Origin of the sequence: Flavobacterium sp. FlaQc-28, assembly GCF_044007415.1 — a bacterium.
Lineage (GTDB): Bacteria > Bacteroidota > Bacteroidia > Flavobacteriales > Flavobacteriaceae > Flavobacterium.
Genome location: NZ_JBIPCM010000008.1, coordinates 1 through 16122 on the forward strand (window position 1 = coordinate 1; position 16122 = coordinate 16122).

General features: G+C 32.1%; 11 protein-coding genes. 6 read left to right on the plus strand and 5 right to left on the minus strand.

The features are described from left to right. Positions 1-547: 547 nt before the first annotated feature. The 3 genes from ACHRVL_RS18130 to htpG form a co-directional block, all read right to left on the minus strand. A complete protein-coding gene (locus ACHRVL_RS18130) occupies positions 548-1264 on the minus strand; it encodes a DUF4369 domain-containing protein (RefSeq protein WP_395414813.1) in 717 nt (238 codons plus the stop codon). Positions 1265-1395: 131 nt separating this feature from the next. Next, complete coding sequence (locus tag ACHRVL_RS18135) at positions 1396-2223, minus strand: hypothetical protein (protein WP_395414814.1); 828 nt, start codon at positions 2221-2223, stop codon at positions 1396-1398. Between the two features lie 119 nt (positions 2224-2342). Then, positions 2343-4226: a molecular chaperone HtpG gene (gene htpG, locus ACHRVL_RS18140; RefSeq protein ID WP_099720467.1), complete on the minus strand. Its 1884-nt coding sequence runs from the start codon at positions 4224-4226 to the stop codon at positions 2343-2345. 203 nt (positions 4227-4429) lie between these two features. On the opposite strand from htpG, the gene ACHRVL_RS18145 reads away from it, so the two are divergent. The 3 genes from ACHRVL_RS18145 to ACHRVL_RS18155 all read left to right on the plus strand — a co-directional run bounded on the left by ACHRVL_RS18145 (position 4430) and on the right by ACHRVL_RS18155 (position 6708). Further along, entirely contained in the window at positions 4430-4936 is a 507-nt protein-coding gene (locus tag ACHRVL_RS18145) for a lipocalin family protein (RefSeq protein ID WP_164973706.1), read from the plus strand. A 19-nt stretch (positions 4937-4955) separates the two neighbouring features. Next, positions 4956-5651, plus strand: coding sequence for an OmpA family protein (locus ACHRVL_RS18150; RefSeq protein ID WP_089055933.1), 696 nt, complete (start codon positions 4956-4958; stop codon positions 5649-5651). Positions 5652-5757: 106 nt separating this feature from the next. Next, the gene (locus tag ACHRVL_RS18155) at positions 5758-6708 is read left to right on the plus strand and encodes an ABC transporter ATP-binding protein (protein ID WP_089055932.1); all 951 of its coding nucleotides are present in this window, start codon (positions 5758-5760) and stop codon (positions 6706-6708) included. Between the two features lie 62 nt (positions 6709-6770). On the opposite strand, the gene ACHRVL_RS18160 is transcribed toward ACHRVL_RS18155, so the two are convergent. Continuing rightward, entirely contained in the window at positions 6771-9182 is a 2412-nt protein-coding gene (locus tag ACHRVL_RS18160; protein ID WP_395414815.1) for a prolyl oligopeptidase family serine peptidase, read from the minus strand. A 265-nt stretch (positions 9183-9447) separates the two neighbouring features. Here ACHRVL_RS18160 and ACHRVL_RS18165 point away from each other — a divergent pair, with 265 nt between their 5' ends. Together ACHRVL_RS18165 and ACHRVL_RS18170 are read left to right on the plus strand one after the other, a co-directional pair. Further along, on the plus strand, positions 9448-10455 hold the full coding sequence (locus ACHRVL_RS18165; RefSeq protein WP_089055930.1) for a 3-oxoacyl-ACP synthase III family protein: 1008 nt from the start codon (positions 9448-9450) through the stop codon (positions 10453-10455). Positions 10456-10601: 146 nt separating this feature from the next. Further along, on the plus strand, positions 10602-11273 hold the full coding sequence (locus tag ACHRVL_RS18170; RefSeq protein ID WP_395414816.1) for a copper homeostasis protein CutC: 672 nt from the start codon (positions 10602-10604) through the stop codon (positions 11271-11273). Positions 11274-11363: 90 nt separating this feature from the next. On the opposite strand, the gene ACHRVL_RS18175 is transcribed toward ACHRVL_RS18170, so the two are convergent. Beyond that, positions 11364-13784 (minus strand): TonB-dependent receptor domain-containing protein, encoded by a 2421-nt coding sequence (locus tag ACHRVL_RS18175; protein ID WP_395414817.1) that lies wholly within the window; start codon positions 13782-13784, stop codon positions 11364-11366. Between the two features lie 324 nt (positions 13785-14108). On the opposite strand from ACHRVL_RS18175, the gene argS reads away from it, so the two are divergent. Further along, complete coding sequence (gene argS / locus ACHRVL_RS18180; RefSeq protein WP_395414818.1) at positions 14109-15887, plus strand: arginine--tRNA ligase; 1779 nt, start codon at positions 14109-14111, stop codon at positions 15885-15887. Positions 15888-16122 lie beyond the last annotated feature (235 nt).

Below are 16122 nucleotides of genomic sequence, written 5' to 3' on the forward strand. Positions count from 1 at the left end.
CAGAGTAGTTAAGCCCGCCTGCGCAGATGGTACTGCAATTTTGTGGGAGAGTATGTCGTCGCCTTTCTTTTAAGAATCCTCATCATTCATTTGATGAGGATTTTTTTGTTTTATAATCTTTTAGAAATCATTCCTGAAATATGTATTGTATCTCAGCGGTTGAAAGCGATAACTGTGGTTTTAGTTTTCAGCTGTTTTAAAGCTGTTTTTTGTTTTTTATACACAAGATTGTATTCGAATGAAAGAAATCATTTAGAAGCTTTTATTTTATTTAGTAATGCACTTTTGTTTATCAAAAAGAGATTCTGAATCTTGTTAGTTGTCTTTTTCGTATACTCATGAGATATTTCTTGTACTTCATAAGATAAGAAAAGATGGAAACGTAGTTAGTATCTCTAGCAGGAGCATTTTAAGAAATAAGGTAATGTATGCATATAATTTTTTATGATGACTTAAGTGGTGCTGTCGAAACAAATCATTCTTTGTTTTTAAATTTAGTGCATAAAAAAAGGTCCTGAATATTTCAGGACCTTTTTAATATCAACGATTATTTTTGTTCAGCCTTTTTGATTTCGGCTACGTACTTGGTTAATTTTTTTCCGTAAAGCGATTTTGCTACTTTTGGAGTCATTGTTTTTTGAATCGTATCAAGAAATTTAACATTTATATCGTAAATTTCGGCTAAAGCAATATAAGGTGCTACCTCATAATCTTTATTGTTAATGGCGAAGTTTGTGGCATACAAATATTTTCTTTTGATATTTGATTGTTGCTTGGCATCTATGCTATCTATTGCTTTTTGATCTTGTCTTTTTATAGCTTTGAATTTCGACGCTACCATAGTAAGGTTTTCATCTATAAAACGAGAGTTTATTTTTTGATATTGTTCGTATAGTTCCTGATTTTTAGATCCAGTGATTTTTGCGCTTGAAATAAAGTTATCTAAATTAGTTTCAATATTGATGTTTCCGGGCTCAGCAAAAAATAAAATGTTACTATCTAAAGAATTTGTTACACCTCGATCAAGAAATAGATACAATACTTCTGGTGATTCTAATTTTATATCTCTTTCAAAAGACGAATTTCCATCAATTTTAATACTGTCAATTGCAACAAGCGCTGTGTCGGCAAATCGTTGGATATAAAGCGTTCCGCTTTTTAAACCTTTTATGTTTCCAGTTATATGTAAGTTGTCAGCAGATTCTTTTTTGCTGCATGATGCAAGTAATGCAAGTGTAACAAAGGCAATAATTGATTTTTTCATTAGTTTTTAGATTTTGGTGCAAAATAAAGAAAATAGTTTGAATGTAATGAATAGGAATTAAATTTTAATAAAAATAAAATCCCAATCTATTTCTAAATTGGGATTTGTATATATTTTTAATAATGAATCGTTTACATTGCTAGAATATAGGTGGTTCCATTTTCATGTGTATAGGTATATTTAGTGTCACATTCTAGGTTTCCGTAATCAATGATACCATTTAAAGAGCCGCCTGAAATTTTTAATTTTCCTTTAGAGATAAATTCACAGGAGTATTTTTTGATTAATGTTTCTTGTACTGTCAAAGTTAGGGATCCTCCTTTGTCTGTTGTAATTGTGTGTGTGCCTTCTGGCATTTCATAAACATTATCTTCTAAAACAAATGGTGTATCAACACCGGCTGTTTGTTTTACAGTAACTAGACCTGAATTAAGATAAACTCGTCCTGTTAAGTCAGTTAATTTACCATTAATTACTTTTCGGCTAAATTGTGGCACAGTTGGAACGGTTGTAGTATTTGTATATTCAATTGTTCCTTCTAGTTTAAGATTGTTTATTGAATAATCAATTCGTTCGATTGTCATTTTACTTCCAGTTGTAATTACCGGACCAGAAAGCGTGATTTTTAACTTTCCTTTTTTTAATATTTGATTGCTTGCACAGCCAGAAGTACCATAATCGATAGTGAAAACCTTTGGATAAGAATTTTGATTTGAATTTTCAATAGTAATAGTTCCGCAAATTCCAGGTGTATTTTCAGCAGTTTTACCTGTTGAACTATTATTTGAAGTTACGGTTAGTCCAGTTTTTATATCCATATCGCTTGTAGCATCAATCAATACAGATGCACCAACCGCACTAGTATCGGTTTGGTTTACAATGTCGTCATTGCTTGAACACGAAATGTAGAAAAATGTGGAAACGCAGATTGCTGCAAAGAGAAAAAAAGTTTTTTTCATAGTAGTTTTGTTTAAGGTTAGAAAAAAAGGGTATTCAAATGTAATAAAAAAAATGAATCACAAAAAAAAATCCCACAGCATTGTGCTGTAGGATTTTAGAGTGAATTTTTTTGAAAAGATTATTTAATCATTTCAAAACTTCTTTTTACAAAAGCAGTCAATGCTTCTCCTTTTAATAGGTTTTGCGATAATTTAGCTAAATCTAATGCTTGTTTTACCAAGTGCTCCTGATGTGTTTTGTCTTCAGTATTTAAGATGCTTGTTGCTAAGTCAGAATTAGTGTTTACAACTAAATTGTACATTTCTGGCATATTGTTCATTCCAAACATTCCGCCGCCGCCGCTTTGACTCATTTCTTTCATTCTACGCATAAATTCTGGCTGCGTAATAATGAATGGTGCTGCTTGGCTGTCCATAGCTTCAAGTTGTACACTATATGCTTTTGGAATATAAGCTTCTAATGATGTTTTTAAAGTTTCTTTTTCTTCATCAGATAATTTTGAAATCGTGTTTTCATCTTTTTTGATTAAATTATCAATATGATCAGAATCTACACGAACGAAAGTTAAATCTGTATTGTCGTTTTCAATTTTTTGAATTAAATGCGAAATAATAGGAGAATCTAAAAGTAATACTTCATATCCTTTTTCTTTTGCAGTTTCAATATAAGAATGTTGTTCTTCTTTGTTTCCTGCATAAAGAACTACAAGTTTACCATCTTTGTTAGTTTGGTTCTCTTTTAATTTTTCTTTTAATTCTTCTAAAGTAAAATAAGTATTATCTACTGTTGGATACAAAACAAATGCACCCGCTTTTTCGTAGAATTTATCTTCAGAAAGCATTCCGTATTCTAGAACAATTTTAATATCGTTCCATTTTGCTTCAAAATCAGCACGGTTTTCGTTAAATAAAGCTTTCAGTTTATCAGCTACTTTACGAGTGATATAATTTGAAATTTTCTTAACAGCACCATCAGCTTGTAAACCTGAACGAGAAACGTTTAACGGAATGTCTGGAGAATCAATTACACCTTTAAGCATTGTTAAAAACTCAGGTACAATTCCTTCTACATTATCAGTAACGTAAACTTGGTTTTGATACAGTTGAATTTTATCTTTTTGAATTTGCATGTCAGAACCTAATTTAGGGAAATATAAAATCCCAGTTAGGTTAAACGGATAATCTACATTTAAGTGAATGTTGAATAATGGTTCTTCAAACTGCATTGGATACAATTCTCTGTAGAAGTTTTTATAATCTTCGTCAGATAATTCAGATGGTTGTTTTGTCCAAGCTGGATTTGGGTTGTTTATGATGTTGTCAATTTCGACAGTTTCATTTACATAATCTTCTGGAGCATCTTCTGGTTTAGGAAGAGTTTCAGTTCTTGTTCCAAATTTAATTGGAATAGGCATAAACTTGTTATACTTATTCAATAAGCTGCTGATTTTAGAATCTTCTAAAAATTCTAATGAATCTTCTGCAACATGAAGGATGATTTCTGTACCACGTGAAGTTTTGTCAGCTGGCTCTAAAGTAAATTCAGGGCTTCCGTCGCAAGTCCAGTGAGCTGCAGGTTCATCTTTATATGATTTAGTAATGATTTCTACTTTTTCTGCAACCATAAATGCAGAATAAAAACCAAGACCAAAATGCCCGATAATTCCAGAATCTTTTGCAGAATCTTTGTATTTATCTAAGAATTCTTCGGCTCCTGAAAAAGCAACTTGATTAATGTATTTTTCTACTTCATCAGCAGTCATACCTAAACCTTGGTCAATAATGTGGATTTTTTTTCCTTCTTTATCAACTTTGATTTCAATAACTGGATTTCCGTATTCAACTTTGGCTTCTCCGATGCTGATAAGATGTTTTAATTTTAAAGTAGCATCGGTTCCATTTGAAACCAGCTCACGAAGAAAAATTTCGTGGTCGCTGTATAAAAACTTTTTGATTAAGGGAAAGATGTTTTCTACCGAAACATTAATTTTACCTGTTGTCATATTTTTTAATTTTTTGAGTTTAACTTGATGATTTTCATTCCGTCAAATAAAATACCAATTGCTTTTAAGGTGACAAATTGTCGCAAGTGTTAATTTTGAAAGAAAATAAATGGATTCTAAAACAAATTTTGTCGGCACGAATCGTATATTTGTGGTATAATAATTGTTAAACGAGTAAGTATTAACTTAAATAATGTAACAAAATGAAGAAAATTATTTTCATTTGCATGGTTGCCGCTACGTTTTTTGCGTGTAAATCAGCTTCGTCTACAACAGCTTCTTCTAATGAAGCACCAACGCTTTCGACTAAACTTGATCGACCGACTCAAGTTGCACTTAAAGGAAATTGGGTACTTACTAATGTGTCTTATCCAGGCTCTGATTATATCAAAGTTACTTCTTTTGATCTTGCAGATTCTAAGTGTTTTATAGGCAGTACTTGGAGTTTTATCTCAAATAATAATAAGGGTACGATGGCTTTAACATCTCCAAGTTGTACTGGTTTTACTTCTCCAATTGTTTGGAGTATTAACAATCAAGGACTTTTTGTACTTAAAATTGTTGATCCGGGAACAAAATCAAAAAATGTTAAATCAGGATATTTACTTAAAGTTGCAGGACTTACTGATAATTCATTTCAGTTAATTGACAACATTAATGTTGGCGGACAAGTAACAGATGTTACTTACCAATTTCAGAGAGCTAATTAATATATAAAAAAAGGAAAAGATGAAAAAGATAACAGTTTTAGGATTAAGTAGCTTACTTGTATTAGTTAGTTTATTTACAAGCTGCGACTCAGTGCAAAATGCTAATAATACACAAAAAGGCGCCGGAATTGGAGTAGTTGCTGGTGGACTTATTGGTGGTATTTTAGGAAACAACTTAGGACATGGCGGTAATGCTGCTTTAGGTGCTGCTATTGGAGCTGCTGTTGGTGGTGGAACTGGTGCTCTTATTGGAAACAAAATGGATAAACAGGCTCGTGAGATCGATCAGGCTTTGCCAGGTGCAGATGTTGAAAGAGTTGGTGAGGGAATTCACTTGACTTTGAATGAAAATGCTGTTCGTTTTGATACTAATAAATCAACTCTTACTGCTCAGGCAAAAGCGAACTTAGATAAATTAGTTCCTGTGTTTAATGCTTATGGTGATACTGATATTCAGATTTTTGGTTATACAGATAATACTGGTAAACCAGAATATAACTTGACACTTTCAGGACAAAGAGCTGCTTCTGTACAAGCTTATTTAGTTTCTAAAGGATTAAAATCTAGCCGTTTTAAAACTTCAGGTTTAGGTATTGTTGATCCTATTGCAACAAACGATACTCCAGAAGGAAGAGCTCAAAACCGTCGTGTAGAATTTTCTATTACTGCAAACGATAAAATGGTTAACGATGCAAAAGCTGAAGCTGGAAAATAATTTCAGATAAAATAAAATATAAAAAAAGCTGTTTCTTAATTGATGCAGCTTTTTTTTTTGACATTAGAAATTAAACATTGTAAATTTGGACTTTCAAATACAACCCATGCTTGACATTCAGAATATCTCTTTTACGTATACCGATAAACCCGTTATTAAAGACGTTTCTTTTACTATAAACAAAGGCGAGAATATTGCTATTATTGGCGAGAGCGGCTGTGGTAAAAGCACGCTGTTAAAACTTATATATGGTTTATATAATCTAGACGAAGGAAAAATGTTTTATGGTGAAAAACCAATTTTAGGACCAAAATACAATTTGATTCCTGGTATGCCATTTATGAAATATCTGGCACAGGATTTTGATTTGTCTCCTTATGAAACGGTTGCTGAAAATGTAGGTAAGTTTCTGTCGAATGGTTTTGCTAATATGAAAAAACTTCGCGTTCAGGAGTTGTTAGAGATGGTAGAAATGGAATCGTTCTCAAATGTTAAAGCAAAATTTTTGAGCGGTGGTCAGCAGCAGAGAGTAGCTTTGGTAAGAGTTTTAGCTTTAGAGCCCGAAGTTATCTTGTTAGACGAACCTTTTAGTCAGATCGATGCTTTTCGTAAAAATGCTTTGCGTCGTAATTTATTTCGTTATTTAAAACAAAAAGGAATTACCTGTATTATTGCAACTCACGACAGCACAGATGCTTTGTCATTTGCAGATGAAGCAATTGTTATGCGTCACGGAGAAATAATTGTAAAAGACAATCCAACAAAAATATACGAGGATCCTGAAACTAAATATGTAGCTTCATTATTTGGTGAAGTAAATGAAATTGCAACACATTTATTACTTCCTTATGAAGATGAAACACATAAAACATTAGTTTATCCGCACCAGTTTAAAATGGTTTCGGAATCTAAACTACCTGTAAAAATTAGAAGAACTTATTTTAGAGGAAGTCATTTTTTAATTGAAACGGTTTATAAAAGGCAATTAGTGTTTTTTGAAAGTGAAATAGATCTCCCGTTAGAGCAAGAAATATTTCTTGGTTTAAATTACTTGTAAAATATAAAACCCGATAGATTTCAAAATCTATCGGGTTTATTTTTATAATCGATTATAGCGATTTATTTTTTTAAATACTTTTCTAAAAACTGATCTTGTTCCCAAAGTAAGTGCAGAATGTTTTCTTTAGCAACATAACTGTGTGATTCTTTCGGTAAAATTACCATTCTAGCTGGAGCACCCAAGCCTTTTAAAGCTTGAAAATAACGCTCAGTCTGTAAAGTAAAAGTTCCAGGATTGTTATCTGCTTCACCATGAACTAATAATAATGGTGTTTTCATTTTATCTGCATTCATAAACGGTGACATAGTATTGTAAACTTCAGGAACTTCCCAGTAGTTTCTTTGTTCAGTTTGAAATCCGAACGGCGTTAGCGTTCTGTTGTAAGCACCACTTCTTGCAATTCCACATGCAAATAAGTTAGAATGCGTCAATAAATTAGCCGTCATAAATGCACCGTAAGAATGTCCTCCAACAGCCACTTTTTTACGATCAATATAACCTAATGCGTCAACTGCATCAATTGCAGCTGCAGCATTGTCTACTAACTGAGATATGAAATTGTCGTTTGGTTCTGTCGTTCCTTCTCCAATAATTGGAAAAGCAGCATCATCAAGAACTACGTATCCTTTTGTTACCCAATATACAAATGATCCATAATATGGAAATGTAAATTCGTTAGAGTTTTGGGTTGATTGACTTGCGCTGTTTCTGTCTTTGTATTCTGCTGGATAAGCCCAGATTAATAAAGGCATTTTCTCTTTTTTAGCTTTGTCATAGCCAACAGGAAGATATAAAGTTCCAGAAAGCTCTAATCCATCTTTACGTTTGTATTTGATTACTTCTTTACTAACATCTTTAATGCTTTCAAATGGATTTTTAAAAGTAGTAATAGGTGTTATACTGTTTTGTTTTTTGATATTTCTAAAGTAGTAATTTGGATATTCACTCTTAGATTGAATTTGAACTAAAACTTTTCCAGTTTTGAAGTCTTCAATTTCGATTAGATCTTCTTTCTTGTCTTTGTAAGGAGAAGTATAAATACGTTTTGTTTTTAAAGTTTTTAAATTGAATTCATCAATAAAAGGGAATTGTCCTTCTTTTGTATATCCGTCACCAATTCGGTAAGCATTGTCTTTTTCGATCGCTAAAACTTGTTTATTGTATTGATTCTTTTTTGTTTCAAAAGCTCCTGGATCTGAATAAACATCTTGTTGGTTTCTATCTGTAATTACTTTTGGCTGTTGTCCTGGATTTGACGGATTGATTAGATATGTTTTAGTATTACGAGTGTCATACCATTCGTCAGTAATAAAAGCAATATTATCGTTCCCCCAAGTAATATAGCCATAGCGTTGAGGAAGTTTTACTAATGTTGTTGCATCATTTGTAAATGGAGCTTCCCATAGAAAAACTTCATCTCTAAAATCTACTTTGTTTGCTGGATTACCTTCGTCTAAAGCTTCTACATAAGATAAAGTTGCAGGTTTGTCATTTCTCCATGCCATTTCTCTTTTTCCTTTGCGAACAGCCATAAAACCTTTTGGCATGATTTCGTTTAAAGGTACTTCGTTAACCGTTTTAATTTCTTTTCCTCTTACGTCATAAACAACTGTTTTAGACGGAAATCTGTTTAATGGAACTACATACGAAAAAGGTTTTTGAATAGTAGTCAGCATTATATAGTTACCATCAGGAGAAATTCTTTCACCGGCAAACATAGCCGCTTCTTTAAAAAGAGTAGTATCTCCATTTAGTTTTACTTTATATAATTCAGATGTAATTATGTTTTCAAAATTAGCCTCATCATTTTTGTTTTTCAACATATCAGGATAAGTTCTATTTTGAGATTTTTCTCCAGAAGTGTTAGAGATAATTGGACCGGTTGGTAAATCTTTTTTAGAATCTAAAAGAGGCTGTCTGTTTTTTGGCAGCATTTTTACCAAAATAGTTTCATTGTCTAAAAACCAGCTGAAAGGATTTCCAAGATTTGCATTTACAGTTGCTTCAGTAAGTTTTGTTGCTTGAGCAGTTGCAATATCTAGCACCCAAAGTTCAACACCCGAATTTGTGGTGTGAGAGAATAATACTTTTTTGTCATTTGGAGACCAAAGTATATTGCTTATTTTAGGGTTGTTTGGCAGTCCTGAAACCTGAGTTTCATCTTTTCCGCTTATTTTTCTAACTTTTAAATTGGTTACATAAGTAACAGTACTCGAAATGTTAGTAATAGGATTGATTCTTAAACCTGCTAAACGAAGTTCTTCTTGATTTAAATCATCAAGCGTTTTGTATGTATCTCGATACAATAAGAGCATGTTTTCTTTTTTTGTATCCATAGATACGGTTGGAGCTCTTTGATAATCAGCTAGATCTAGAATAGATTTAGAAGGTTTTTGATACGTTAAATTTTCTTGTGCAAAAGAAAATAAACCAAGGTGTAAAAGTAAAAATAGAGTAACCTTTAATTTCATGATTTGGATTTTTTGGATTTGAATTAAGAACACATAAAAATGTTTGTCTAAGATACAGTAGTCTTGTTACATTTTATAGGTTATTTTTCATTCTTTTCAGTTATTTGTTTAAATTGATGTTTAATTGAGAATTAAATGTTTTTAAACAGTCTTATAATTAAAAGATATTAAACTGATAATTACGAAAAAAAGACTAATTTGTATGCTAATTTTTTAAAGTATACTTAAATTTGCATTCTAAATTTTTAACAAATAATAAAAGAATATGTATCATTCAAAAATAGCGGGCTTAGGATATTATGTTCCTTCAAATGTCGTGACAAATGATGATTTGTCTAAGATTATAGATACCAATGATGAATGGATTCAGGAACGTACCGGAATTCAGGAAAGAAGACATATCATTCGTGGAGAAGATACTACAACTTCAATGGGAGTGAAAGCTGCTAAAATTGCAATTGAGCGTTCTGGTGTAGCCAAAGAAGATATAGATTTTGTGGTTTTTGCGACATTAAGTCCAGATTACTATTTTCCAGGACCTGGAGTTTTAGTACAACGTGATTTAGGATTAAGAACAGTAGGAGCTTTAGATGTTAGAAATCAATGTTCTGGTTTTGTGTATGCTCTTTCGGTTGCAGATCAGTATATTAAAACCGGAATGTATAAAAATATTTTGGTAATAGGTTCTGAAGTGCATTCAACAGGACTAGATATGACAACCCGCGGACGTGGTGTTTCGGTTATTTTTGGAGATGGAGCGGGAGCAGCTGTTTTAAGCCGTGAAGAAGATTTGACGAAAGGGATTTTATCAACGCATTTGCACTCTGAAGGACAGCATGCCGAAGAATTGGCTTTGCAGGCGCCGGGAATGGGAGCGCGTTGGGTAACAGATATTATTGCTGATAACGATCCGAATGACGAAAGTTATTATCCGTATATGAACGGACAGTTTGTATTCAAGAATGCCGTAGTTCGTTTTGCTGAAGTAATAAATGAAGGTTTAGAAGCAAATGGTTTGCAGGTTTCAGATATTGATATGTTGATTCCGCATCAGGCAAATTTGAGAATTTCACAATTTATTCAAAATAAATTCAAATTGTCAGATGATCAAGTTCATAATAACATTCAAAAGTACGGAAATACAACTGCAGCATCTATTCCAATTGCTTTGACAGAAGCTTGGGAACAAGGTAAAATTAAATCTGGAGATACTGTAGTTTTAGCTGCTTTTGGAAGTGGATTTACTTGGGCGAGCGCAATTATTAAATGGTAAATTAATTCATCTTGCATTATATTTTGAAAACCTGCTTCATTATGGAGCAGGTTTTTTTATAATTTTGTTTGTGTTATTGCGAGGAATAAGGAAGTTGTATAAGATTACTTCGATATGACAAATTTTAAGAAACATCTTTAAATAAAATGAAAAAAAATCAACTAGAAATAGCCTGTTTCAATTATGAATCGGCAATAATAGCACAAGAAAATGGTGCTGACCGAATTGAATTGTGTGACAATATGCAGCTTGGCGGAACAACTCCCAATACTATATCAGCAGTAAGAGTTCGTGAAAAGCTGAATATAAAAATGCACGTAATTATACGACCACGCGGAGGAAATTTTGTTTATACCGATGATGAGTTTGTCGAAATGAAACAAGACATAAAACAGTTTAAAAAACTAGGAGTTGACGGTTTTGTTTTTGGAATTTTGAATGAAGATGGAAGTGTAAATAAAAAACAAAATCAAGAGCTGGTTAATTTGGCAGGTTCACTTTCGTGTACTTTTCACCGTGCTTTTGATGTTGTCAATGATTTTGAGCAATCGCTTGAAGATGTTATTGCGTGTGGTTTTAATACAATTCTAACTTCTGGACGAGGAAAAAATGTTGAAGAAGGTATTTTTGATTTGGTATTGATTCAAAAACTGGCAAAAGATCGAATTGAAATTATGCCCGGCGGTGGATTGCGATCTTCTAATATTAAATTGCTTCAAGATAAACTGGAGCCGACTTTTTATCATTCATCGGCAATTACAGATAATACGGAAACTGCAAATCCAGAAGAAGTAAAAGAGTTAAAAAACTTTTTATAGCTAAATAAAAAGCCTGAAGTTGGCAAACTTCAGGCTTTTTTTCTACAAGTAATTATTTAAAATATTAAAATAGATCTAATAAAAGCGGGATTAGAACATTCCGCCGCCGCCTTTATTAGTATTGTCTTCTCTTTGTTTACGTTGTAAGTTTTTAATTTTTGCACCTCCAAAGTTGTACGTTAAGCCTAAATAAACGGTTTGGCTTTCCCATGTAAATTGTCCCAATTGCGGGTAAGGATACATAGTGTCAAAGGCATATTTCATTGTATTGAAAACGTCATTAAAACGTAAACTTATATTCATTTTGTTGTTTAATAAAGTATAACGAGAACCTATGTCCATTTTATACATTTCGTGGCTGTTGTTTTGAAGTCCGTCTGTAGCACCTCTATAGAAACCAAATAGTAAAAAGCTTAAACGTTTGTTTACTTTAAAGTTTGAATTCATACGGCCGTTGAATGCGGCAACAGTAATTTTTCTTTCTAATGGATTACTTGTCTTTGTTGCAGGATCATACAAGAAAACGATTCCCTCTTGGTTAATGCTTGAGAAATCAATAGATGGCTGAATATCCCACCATTTTGTAATTTTATAATTAAACGAAGCTTCAAAACCGTATGCAGTATTATTATCGTAGTTAGTAAAAGTCATAATTTGTTTCTCACCACTTGCATCTGCTGGGTCTGGGTATAAAATTCTACTAATTTGATCATTAATGCTTCTTACGAAAACACCAGCAGTAAAACTTCCTTTTTCAAGTGTTTTTGTATAGTTTACCTCTACAGAATTGGTGAATTGAGGTCTTAGTTCAGGATTTCCTAAAGAAGTAACTAATGGAGTTGCAAACTCACGAATAGGTTTTGTTTGTTCTAAACTCGGACGGTCAACACGACGGCTGTAGCTCAATTGCAAAGTGTTTTTCTCATTTAAGTTATACGTTAAATAAGCAGATGGATATAATGTGATATAGTCATCATCAAATTTATCTTTACCATGGTTCAAATTAGCCGCTACTTTATAGCTTTCAAAACGAGCACCTACTTGGTAACTGAATTTTTTAAATTTTTGCCCAAAAGTTACATATGCTGAGTATATATCAGTATCGTAAGTGTAATTTGAAACTCGATCAGCAATGGGCATTAAAGGATTTCCTGTTGTATAATCGTTATCTGTTCTAGTAAGTCTAGCCTCAGCACCAGCTTCAAGCGTTGTTTTTTCATTTAATGGATTTACGTAATCAAGATTTAATGTGGTTAATTTTCTTGTACCTTTAATATGATCCTCAAAAATGACATCGCTTGTAGTATTGTCAAGTTTAGTTGTTCTAGTGTCAAAAGAAGCATATTGGGTTTCTTTATTATCACTATAGTTTCCTTCAAAGTCTAAAGTATGACCTTCTTTTTTGAAAATATGCTTGTAAGCTAAATTATAAGTTCCCACTTGATCTGGTCCTGTGTATTTAGATTTCTGGAAAATATTGTAAATGTCAGAATCAGCTACATTGTTGTAATCAATATCAGTATCAACAAATCCTTTACCATTCGATTTATTTTGGTTGGTATAAATAGACAAAGTATTGCGATCATCAATTAAATAATCCATACCAATTTTATACAAATAAGAGTCATTATCATTTAGAACGTCGATATTTTGTACAATATCTTGATCTAATCTTCTCATAAAACCTTCATTTTGATATTTACCAAAGTTTTGTCCAACGTTTCCAAAGAAATTTACTTTTCCAGTTTTATAATTTAAGTCTAAAGATTGGTTGTATTTTGCTGTTTCTCCAAAAGTAATACCTCCGCTGTAGCTTCCGTTAAAACCCGTATTTGCATTTTTGTGCAAAATGATATTGATGATTCCAGACATTCCTTCTGGATTGTATTTTGCACTTGGGTTTGTAATTAACTCAATTTTTTTGATTGAAGTTGATGGAATTTGTTTTAACAATTGTGCTGGGTCAATATTTGAAGGTCTTCCGTCAATTAACACACGAACATTATCATTTCCACGAAGTGAAAGTTTTCCGTCTTGGTCTACATTTACAGAAGGAATATTGTTCATAATATCAGATGCAGAAGCGCCGGCCGTCGTTAAATCTTTACCAACATTAACTACTTTTCTGTCGATTTTTTGTTCGATTGTAGAACGTTCGGCAACAATGTTTACACCTTTTAATTGTGTTGCTTCTTCTTCAAGAGAAACATTTACCGTTGCAGATTTCTTGTTTTCACTTAAAATAATTGAACCAATATATTTTCTAAAACCGATATATTGAATTTCAATTGTATAACTTTTTAAAGCTAAGTTTTTAAAAGTAAAGTCTCCGTTGTCATCTGTGTTTACGCCCGAAACAACTTTTCCGTTATCTTTAATCGATACCGTAGCATAAGAAATAGGTGCGTTATTAGATTTTTCAGTAATTTTTCCAGAGACCGTTCCTGAATTTTGAGCTTGTACTGTCGAGATTACACCTAGTAATGCCAACAGAAAGAATTTTAGTTTCATAATGTGATAATGATTATTTTGATTGATTGATGATGTGATTGTTTTTGTTTATTTTACTCTTTTTGTTTTTCATAATAAATTCGAAGTCCCTTATTAAGACTCTTTAGTCAGCGATATGTTACAGAAAAAAAGTTAAAAAAATGTGTGATTTTATGAATGCTTCTGTATTGTAAGGGATTAAGGTTTTTATTTTTTGATAATTTTAACACTTGGAAGCAAGAAGGTTTTAAGAAATTCTAATAGTTATATAGTATTTTATATGTTATTCATTTTCTGTTATTGATGAATAAGCAGTATCTTTGCTCACTTTAAAAATAAGTTTACATGTCATTATCACAAATTCTTACACCTTCTATACAAAAAGCAATACAAGCATTATTTGACGTTACAGTTGATAAAATCGAATTTCAAACTACTAGAAAAGAGTTTGAAGGCGATATTACAATGGTGATTTTTCCTTTGGTAAAAGTTATTAAAAGCAATCCTGCGGAATTAGGTAATAAAATTGGAAATTATCTGGTTGAAAATGTTTCAGAAGTTGCTCGTTTCAATGTGGTTTCTGGTTTCTTGAATATTGTAATATCAGACAGCTATTATTTAAATTTCTTTAATGATATAAAAGACAATTCTAAATTTGGATATGTAACTCCAAATGCTGAAGATAAGGCAATTATGGTCGAGTATTCTTCGCCAAATACAAATAAGCCTTTACACTTAGGTCACGTACGTAACAATTTGTTAGGATATTCTGTAGCTGAAATTATTAAAGCTTCAGGAAAAAAAGTTTATAAAACGCAAATCATCAACGATCGCGGAATTCATATCTGTAAATCGATGCTGGCTTGGGAGAAATTTGGAAACGGAGAAACTCCGGAAAGTTCAAATTTAAAAGGAGATAAATTAGTTGGTAAATATTACGTTGAATTTGATAAAGCTTACAAAGCAGAAATTAATCAATTAATAGAAACTGGTAAAACCGAAGAAGAAGCAAAAAAACAAGCGCCAATTATTATTGAAGCACAAGAAATGCTTAAAAAATGGGAAGCCGGGGATGAGAAAGTTATTGCTCTTTGGAAAAAAATGAACCAATGGGTTTATGACGGTTTTGCTGTAACCTATTCTAACCTTGGTGTTAACTTTGATAAATACTATTACGAAAGCAATACTTATTTATTAGGGAAAGATGTTGTTCAAGTAGGTCTTGATAAAGGCGTTTTTGAAAAAGATCCTGATGGTTCTGTTTGGATTGATTTGACAGATGAAGGTTTAGACCGTAAAATTGTATTGCGTTCAGATGGAACTGCCGTTTATATGACGCAAGATATTGGAACAGCAATTCAACGTGTTAAAGATATGCCGGATGTTGGCGGAATGGTTTATACCGTTGGAAACGAGCAAGATTATCATTTTAAAGTTTTGTTTTTAATCCTTAAAAAATTAGGATTTGATTGGGCGTCAAGCTTATATCATTTATCATACGGAATGGTTGATTTGCCTTCTGGAAAAATGAAAAGCCGTGAAGGAACTGTTGTTGATGCAGATGATTTGATGCAGGATATGGCAGATACCGCAAAACAGATCTCGGAAGATCTTGGGAAGTTAAATAGTTACTCTGATGAGGAGAAAGCTAAATTGTATAAAACAATTGGCCTTGGCGCATTAAAGTATTATATTTTAAAAGTAGATCCTAAAAAACGTATTTTGTTTAATCCTGAAGAATCTGTTGATTTTGCTGGAAATACTGGTCCGTTTATTCAATATACATATGCAAGAATCCAATCGATCATTCGTAAAGCCGATTTTGATTTTTCGGCTAAATCACAGATTGAAGAGATGCACGAAAAAGAAAAAGAACTCGTAAAACAAATCGAGCTTTTTCCTGAGATAATTCAGAATGCAGCACAAAATCACAGCCCGGCATTAATTGCTAACTATACTTATGATTTAGTAAAAGAATACAATTCATTCTATCAATCAGTTCATATTTTAGGTGAAGTAGATTTGACAAAAAAAATATTCAGAGTACAGCTTTCACAAAAAGTTGCCGAAGTTATAAAATCTGCATTTGAATTATTAGGAATTGAGGTTCCGGAAAGAATGTAGTTGAAGAAAACCTATTAAAAAGCTGATAATTGGAAACAATTATCAGCTTTTTTTTTGAATTAATTTGATGGTTGGTGTTTGAAAAGTGTAGAAAAGTTAAAGTTATTGTTAGTGAAATGTTATCATTAGTATGCCTGAATTTTCGTGTAAAAAAAATAAATTATGGCTTGTATATATCGTTTTTATAATTATGTTTACAGTAGGAAAATGATTGTCAATTGTAATTAAAAACACA